Below are 6972 nucleotides of genomic sequence, written 5' to 3' on the forward strand. Positions count from 1 at the left end.
GTCCTTCAGTGGATGAATCGATCACGTTGGGCGCTCACGGCGGCGAGCAGGATCACGTTCCAGTAGTCGAGCTGGTCGCTTCGCTTCTTCTCCCAGCGGGTGAAGCCGAACAATTCCTCGACCATCAAGTAGAGGAGGGTCTTGGCGACCGGGGCGTCGTTGGAACCGCTGTGCTGGCCCACGGTGAAGGTTTCGCGGTGGCTCTTGTTGAGCAGGATCGCGCGGTTCTCGCGGTCCAGCTCGAAGAAGCGGTCCTTGGGGAGCGAGACCCAGGCGAAGGTAATCGGGTCCTCGCCCGGCTTCTCAGGCAGTTCTTCCTGGATGGCGCGCTTGACCTCCGGGGAGAGGCCCTTGCCGGGGGGAATGACCGCCTTGCGCCTGACCTCGGTGCGGGAGGCCCCCTCACGGTAGACGGCTTCCGCGTCCTCGAGGAAGCCGCGGAAAGTGCGACCGTGCGCGTCCACAGCCTTCTCGACTCCTCGGGCGAAGGCCTGCGTCGCGTTGATGCCTTCCTTCTTCACGGTGAGGCTGAAGACTTGGTTTGGCTGTGAGGGGAGATCTACTGCGATACGGGCGAGATTAAGGTGCCCTTCAGCAGCGCCCCGCTGGCCGTTCCAACCGCCGGCCTGGACCAGACGGTCGTTGCGGTAGAAGTAGAATCCCTGACGCTCCGCCAAGGGCCCGATGAGCTTGTACTCCGCGCGCGGGGACTTGGGCGGCCAGATGTGGGCTGTCAGCTTCACGTCGCCGACGCCTTCGACCTGGGCGGTGAAGGTACGGGGATAGCCGGCCTTGCCTGGAACCTTGTAATTGAAGGGGTCGAGCGGCTCGACCTCAACGCTGTCGAGGAGTTCCCGAGAACGCACGTTCTCCACGGCGATGTCGATGCGGACGCTGCCACGTTCAAGGAATCGGTGGAGGTACAGGCCCAGGTGGGTTTCTAGCCTCTGGACTGCTTCGGAGAGGAAGCGGTCGGTCTGACTGACCTCTACGGTCTCGAAAGTCCTGACTCTGTCCCACCGCACGACCGTGCCGTGCCATTCGATGATTCCGTCATAACGATCGAGGAGGGACTGGGCGTAGTCCGGGGTGACGGTGTCACAGCGATAGTCGTCGGCGAGGGACGAAGAGGTCAGCTGACGTCCCGCAGCACGGCTGGTCTTGGTCTTGCTGACAAGGGTGAGCGCGTCGGCGTGCGAGAGCGACGCCGCCTTGAGGCCAGTCCCGTACATGCCGAGGGCGTTGCCGCCATATGCCCGGCGTCGACCAACGGTCATGGCGGCGTCAAGATCGGGGTCGTTCATGCCTTGCCCGTTGTCGACGATGATCAAGCTGAGGAGCCGGTCATCATCGCGGAGGAAGTGGACGACGACCTGACTGGCCTTCGCATCCAGGGAATTGTCTATGAGGTCGGCAACGGCGACCTCGAATCCGTACCCCTGGTTGCGGAGGGCTTCGGCATACCCGGAGTCAGGCGGGAGCCGCTTGCTGCCGCTGGTGGGGACGTCGTAGTGCCAGTCGGTATTCGGCTCGTAAGGCATGGATCTCGCATGGGTAACCAGGCCAGCGCTGAGCGGACGGAATCAGCCCAGGAAACGACCAAGAGTGTGATGGACAGGTATGACCGTACTTCAGTAATGCCGGCCAGGGGGGAGGAACCCCGAACCGTGGGAGCTCTCCCTCTCGTGTGCGCATGAGAGTTGACACCCGACCGGTCGCCCCATGGGTCCGACGGTCAGCCTCTGCGGAGGGCTGGGCCGTGCCAGATCCATGCCAGAACGGATGGTCAGCGGCGGCCTGCGTCGGGTGTTCGACGGGCTGGTTGTGTTGGTATCGGTGCAGGTCAGGGGCACTTCTTGGCTCGGATGATCAAAGATTCCCAAGCTTAGAGCGCGAGTTCGATTCTCGTCGCCCGCTCCAGCAGTAAGAAAGCCGCAGGTCAGTGACCTGCGGCTTTTGTGTTGTCCGGGTGGGGTCAGGGGTGGGCGCGGGGGAGGGTGCGGACGGGGCGGGTGGCGAGGAGGGCGAGGGCGGTGAGGAGGGCGACGGCGGCGCCGAGGAGGAGGACGCGGTCGGTGCCGAAGGCGTGGGCGGCGGGGCCGGCCAGGGCGCTGCCGAGCGGGTACATGCCGACGGAGCCGGCGACCTCGTAGGCGTGGACGCGGTTGAGGACCTCGCCGGGGACCTGGGTCTGGACGCTGGTGGCCCACATGACGCCCCAGACGCCGGTGCCGGTGCCGACCGCGACCTGGGCGGCGGCGAGCAGCCAGACCGGCCAGTCGAGGACGATGCCGAGCGGGTAGAGGGGGAAGGCCAGCATCGCCACGGCTCCGGCGGCGAGTGGGCGGGCGGGCTTGTAGCGGATCGCCAGCAGGCCGCCGGCGACGGTGCCCGCGCCCAGGGCGCAGTTGAGCAGGCCGAAGGCGGTCGCGCCGTGCTCGGGGACGATGACGCCGGCGGCCACCGACAGCTGCGGGCCCCAGGAGAGGACCGCGAAGACCATCCAGATGGCGATCACGCTCCAGAGCCAGCTGCGGGAGCGGAACTCCCGCCAGCCGACCGCCAGGTTGTGCCAGAGGGTGCCGCCGGCCGGCGGGGCGGGCACCGGGCCGAGCCGGAGCGTGAACAGGCAGACGGCGCTGGTTCCGTAGGCGACGGCGGAGATCACCATCACCCAGGCGGTGTCACCGAGCCCGACCAGGACGCCGGCCAGCGCCGGGCCGCCGAGTCCGGTGAGCGCCTCGGAGGTGCGCAGGACGCCGTTGGCGCCCTGGACGTCGCGCGCTACCAGCGGGACGGTCGAGGAGGCGCCCGGCTGGAACATCGCGTTGGCGGTGCCGGCCACCGCCAGCAGCGCGTACAACTGCCAGAGGTGGTCGATGCCGTGGAGGAAGAGCAGGGCGAGCAGGACGTGGGCGGCGAGGTTGGCGAGGTCGGCGGCGATCATCATCCGGCGGGCGGTGAAGCGGTCGGCGAGGACCCCGCCGAACAGCACCAGGCCGGCGAACGGGCCCACCAGGAACGCCATCGCGTAGCCCGCGGTGTCCAGGCCGTACCCGCCGCTGAGCAGGCCGGCCGAGACCGCGACCGGCAGCATCGCCCAGCTGAGCAGGCCGGCGCTGCGGGCGGTGAAGTAGGACCGGAAGTTGCGGGACCAGATCGCCGGTTCGGCGGTCGGCGGCGCCGGGGCGGGCCGGTGGGTGAGCAGGTCGTCCATGGGTGTTCGATCCCTCGGGGCGGAAGTGGGTGGTGCCACCGTAGGGAGACCGGCTGGTCGCGGCCTCGGAGCCGGACCGGAGGCCGTGAGGTGCCGGGCGCACCCGTGCTGAGCTGTGATTTCCTCGCGGCTTCGGCGGTCGGCGGGCCGGACCGGCAGAACCGGCGGAGCCGGGAAACTGCCGGGGTGGTGACGCGCGGGAAGGTCAGCGGATCCGGGCCCCGCCCGTCGTGCCCATCGCCCGGGTGAGCCGCAGCGCCTCGCGCCAGTGCTCGACGGCCCGGCTCCGCGCGCCGAGGGCCGACTGCGCGTGGCCGAGCGCCAGCTGGCTGCGCGCCTCGCCCGGCCGGTGGCCGGTCTCGCGGTGCAGGGCGAGGGCGGCGCGTCCGCTCTCCAGGGCGGTCCGCGACTCGCCCAGCCGTACCCGGGCCCGGGTCAGGGCGTCGAGCGCGCAGCCTTCGAGCATCCGGAACCGCGCCTCGCGGGAGAGCGCGACGGCGCGCTCCGCGGTGCGCAGGGCGGCCCGCGGCTCCCGGCACGCCTGGACCGTCGCGAGCCCGACGAGCGCCGCGGCCTGCGGGAAGGGGTCGTGCACCGACTCGGCGAGGCGCAGCGCCTCGCGGTAGCTGTCGGCCGCGTCGGACGGCTGGTGCGCGCGTTCCTGCGCCGCGCCCAGGGCCAGGAAGGCGTTGGCCTCCAGCGCCCGGTTGCGCAGGGTCCGCGCGCCGGCGAGCGCGGAGCGGGCCAGCCGCCGGCCGGTGGCGTGGTCGCCCAGATCGGTGTGGGCGCCGGAGAGGCCGTTCAGCGCCACCGTCCCGCTGAACATGTTGTCGTTTCGCAGATGGACCGGCAGGGTCCCGCCGAGCACCCGGATCGCGTCGCCGGGGCGGCCCAGCGCGCGGTGGACGAGCGCCAGGTTGGTGTGCGAGACCGCCGCCGCGCGGGCCGCGTCCAGCGCGTGGAAGTGCCGGGCCGTCCGGGAGAAGTGGTCGGCCGCCTCGTGCAGCCGTCCGAGCCGCCAGCAGACCAGGCCGAGGGCGGCGGCGTCCTCGCCGTCCTCGGGGCGGGCGGCCGGGGTGCGGCGCAGCCGGGCGGCGGTGGTGAGCCGCCGGCAGTCGCCGGTGTACATCCCGGTGGAGAGGTAGCCGTGCAGGTTCTCGGCCAGCCGCCGGGAGACGGTGGTGAGGCCGGCGCCGGACGCCTCCAGGACGGCGCCGGCCAGGTTCTCCCGTTCGGCCTCCAGCCACTCCGCGGCGTGGCCGTGGTCCCTGAAGAGCGGTGCGGCCGGCGTGGTGGGATCCGGGTCCGCGGCCGGTGCGGCGGGGAAGAGCAGCCTGGCGGCGGCGTCGGAGCGGTGCAGGTACCAGGTGAGCAGCCGCTCCCGGGCGGCGTGCGCCTCGGTGCCGCCGGCCAGCTCGCGCGCGTAGGAGCGGAGCAGGTCGTGCAGTCCGAACCGGCCGGGCGTCCGTTCCTGCACCAGGTGGGCGTTGGCCAGGGAGGCCAGCAGCGCGGCGGACGCCGCCGGGGCCGCGTCGGTCAGCGCGGCGGCGCCGGCGGCGGTGAGGTCGGGGCCGGGCATCAGGCCGAGGAGCCGGAACATCCGCCGGGCCGGGGAGGGGAGCACGCGGTAGGAGAGGTCGAAGGCGGCCCGCACCGTCGAGCTCCGGTCGCCTTCGACGTGCAGCCGGCCGAGGACGTCGCCGCCCGCCAACTCGGCGCAGTGGTCGGCGATCCCGGTGCCGCGGGAGACCAGGTTGGCGGAGGCGATCCGGAGCGCCAGCGGCAGTCCGCCGCAGAGCCGGACGAGCGCGCGGGCCGCCTCCTCCTCGGCCGCGACCCGGCCCTCGCCGAGGGTGCCGGCCAGCAGGCTGCGGGCCTCGTCCGGGCCGAGCACGTCCAGTCCGAGCTGGCGGGCGCCGTCGACGACCAGTCCGGCGAGCCTGCTGCGGCTGGTGATCAGGACGGCGCAGCCCGGGGTGCCCGGGATCAGCGGGCGGACCTGTTCGGCGTCGCGGGCGTTGTCCAGCACGATCAGCACGCGCCGGTCGGCGAGCAGCGTGCGGTAGAGCGCGGCGGCCTCGTCCTGGTCGGCGGGCAGCCGCTCGGGCCGGACGCCCAGGGCCCGGAGGAACCGGGCCAGGACCTCGCCGGGGCGCAGCGCCGGGAGCCGGGAGTGGCCGCGCAGGTCGACGAACAGCTGGCCGTCCTCGAAGTGCCGCCGCCGGGCGTGCGCCCAGTGCGTGGCGAGGGCGGTCTTGCCGACGCCGGGTGCGCCGACCACCGCCACCGCGTGCGGGCGCCGCGCCGGGTCGGGCGCGACGAGGGCGTCCAGCTCCTCCAGGTGCCGCCGGCGTCCGACGTAGGTGCCGGGCGCGGCGGGCAGTTGGGCCGGGCGCGGGCCGCTCGGGGCGGTGCCGCCGGACGTGAGGGTGCCGCCGACCGGGGCCGTGCCGCCGACCGGGGCGAGGGGCACCTGGCGGCGCAGCACCCGCAGGTGGGCGTCGTGGACCTCCGGGCCGGGCGCGACGCCCAACTCCTCGTCGAGCCGGTCGCGCAGCCGGCCGAACACGGTGAGCGCGGCGGCCTGGTCGCCGCGGCTCGCGAGCGCGAGGATCAGCCGGGCGTGCAGGCCCTCGTGCAGCGGCTCGGCGGACACCAGCTCCGACAGGACCGGGACGGCCTCCCCGGCCCGGTGCAGCAGCAGCGCGGTGTCGGCGTGCAACAGGGCGGCGCCGACCCGCCGTTCGTCGGCCGCGACCGCGGCCGGGTGCCGTCGCAGCGCCGGGTCCGCGTCCGCGAGCACCGGACCGCGCCAGCACTTCAGCGCCCGGGTCAGCGCCTCGTACGCGGCCTCCGGGTCCGGCGCGCGGTGCAAGTGGTGCGCCCGCTCCAGCAGTTCGTCGAACCGGCCGAGGTCGAGCTGCTCCCGGGCGGCCTCCAGCAGGTAGCCGGCGGGGGTGCGGACGACGCTCGGCGGCGGGGCGGTCCTCGGGCCCCTCGGGCCCTCGGGCGCCAGCAGTCGGCGGACCTGGCTGACGTGGCCGTGGACGAGGCTCCGGTGGGAGCGGGGCGGCCCGGACGGCCAGAGGGTGTCGGTGATCTCCTGCCAGGTGGCGGGCCCGGGGTGCTTGAGCGCCAGCAGCCCGAGCAGGCGGCGCGGCATCGGACCGGTGACCGGGACGGGGGTGGGACCGTGCTGGAGGGCGAGCGGTCCGAGGACCAGCAGCCGGGGCGGTCCGGGGTCGCGGGCCGGCTCGGTGCGGGCGGCGGCCAGCAGGTCCGCCGGTTCGCCGCCGGTCAGTTCCAGCGCCTCGGCCAGCCGTCGCAGGGTGTCCGTCCGGGGCCGCCGGACCCGTCCGTGTTCGAGGTCGCGCAGCGCCCGGGTGCTGATCCCGGCCCGTGCCGCGGCCGCCTCCTGGCTCAGTCCGGACCGCCCGCGGAACGCCTGGAGCCGCGCACCGAACGCCGTCGGCCCGCCCGCGGCGGCCGCCGCGGCCGCCTGCTCCGCCATGGCGTCCCCCTCGTTCCGGTGATCAGTGTGGACCGGAGCGGTGCGCCGGGCAAGGGAGGGCCGGGGGGCGGGGCGGCATCGGAAGCGGGCCCGGGCGCCGGTGGTGGCGGCGGTGCGCGGGGTGGCGTCGGAAGCAGGGAGGGGCCGGAAGCAGGGAGGCGCGGGGCGGGGGCCCCCCCCCCCCCCCCCCCCCCCCGCCGCGCCCGGGTTTGGACCCCGCCCCCCCCAACCCCCCCCCACCCCC

The 6972-nt window shown here is 74.0% G+C and carries 3 protein-coding genes; all 3 read right to left on the bottom strand.

Annotation, left to right across the window (positions count from 1 at the left end):
• Window positions 1-5 precede the first annotated feature (5 nt).
• The 3 genes from ACFVFS_RS20635 to ACFVFS_RS20645 all read right to left on the bottom strand — a co-directional run bounded on the left by ACFVFS_RS20635 (window position 6) and on the right by ACFVFS_RS20645 (window position 6728).
• Window positions 6-1541 (bottom strand): ATP-binding protein, encoded by a 1536-nt coding sequence (locus tag ACFVFS_RS20635; protein ID WP_380626038.1) that lies wholly within the window; start codon window positions 1539-1541, stop codon window positions 6-8.
• Between the two features lie 434 nt (window positions 1542-1975).
• Complete coding sequence (locus tag ACFVFS_RS20640) at window positions 1976-3217, bottom strand: MFS transporter (RefSeq protein ID WP_380626039.1); 1242 nt, start codon at window positions 3215-3217, stop codon at window positions 1976-1978.
• Window positions 3218-3422: 205 nt separating this feature from the next.
• Window positions 3423-6728 carry a BTAD domain-containing putative transcriptional regulator gene (locus ACFVFS_RS20645; protein ID WP_380626040.1) on the bottom strand — a complete coding sequence of 1102 codons (3306 nt, stop codon included), beginning with the start codon at window positions 6726-6728 and terminating at the stop codon, window positions 3423-3425.
• Between the last annotated feature and the right edge of the window lie 244 nt (window positions 6729-6972).

Source organism: Kitasatospora sp. NPDC057692 (genome assembly GCF_042799475.1).
Lineage (GTDB): Bacteria > Actinomycetota > Actinomycetes > Streptomycetales > Streptomycetaceae > Kitasatospora.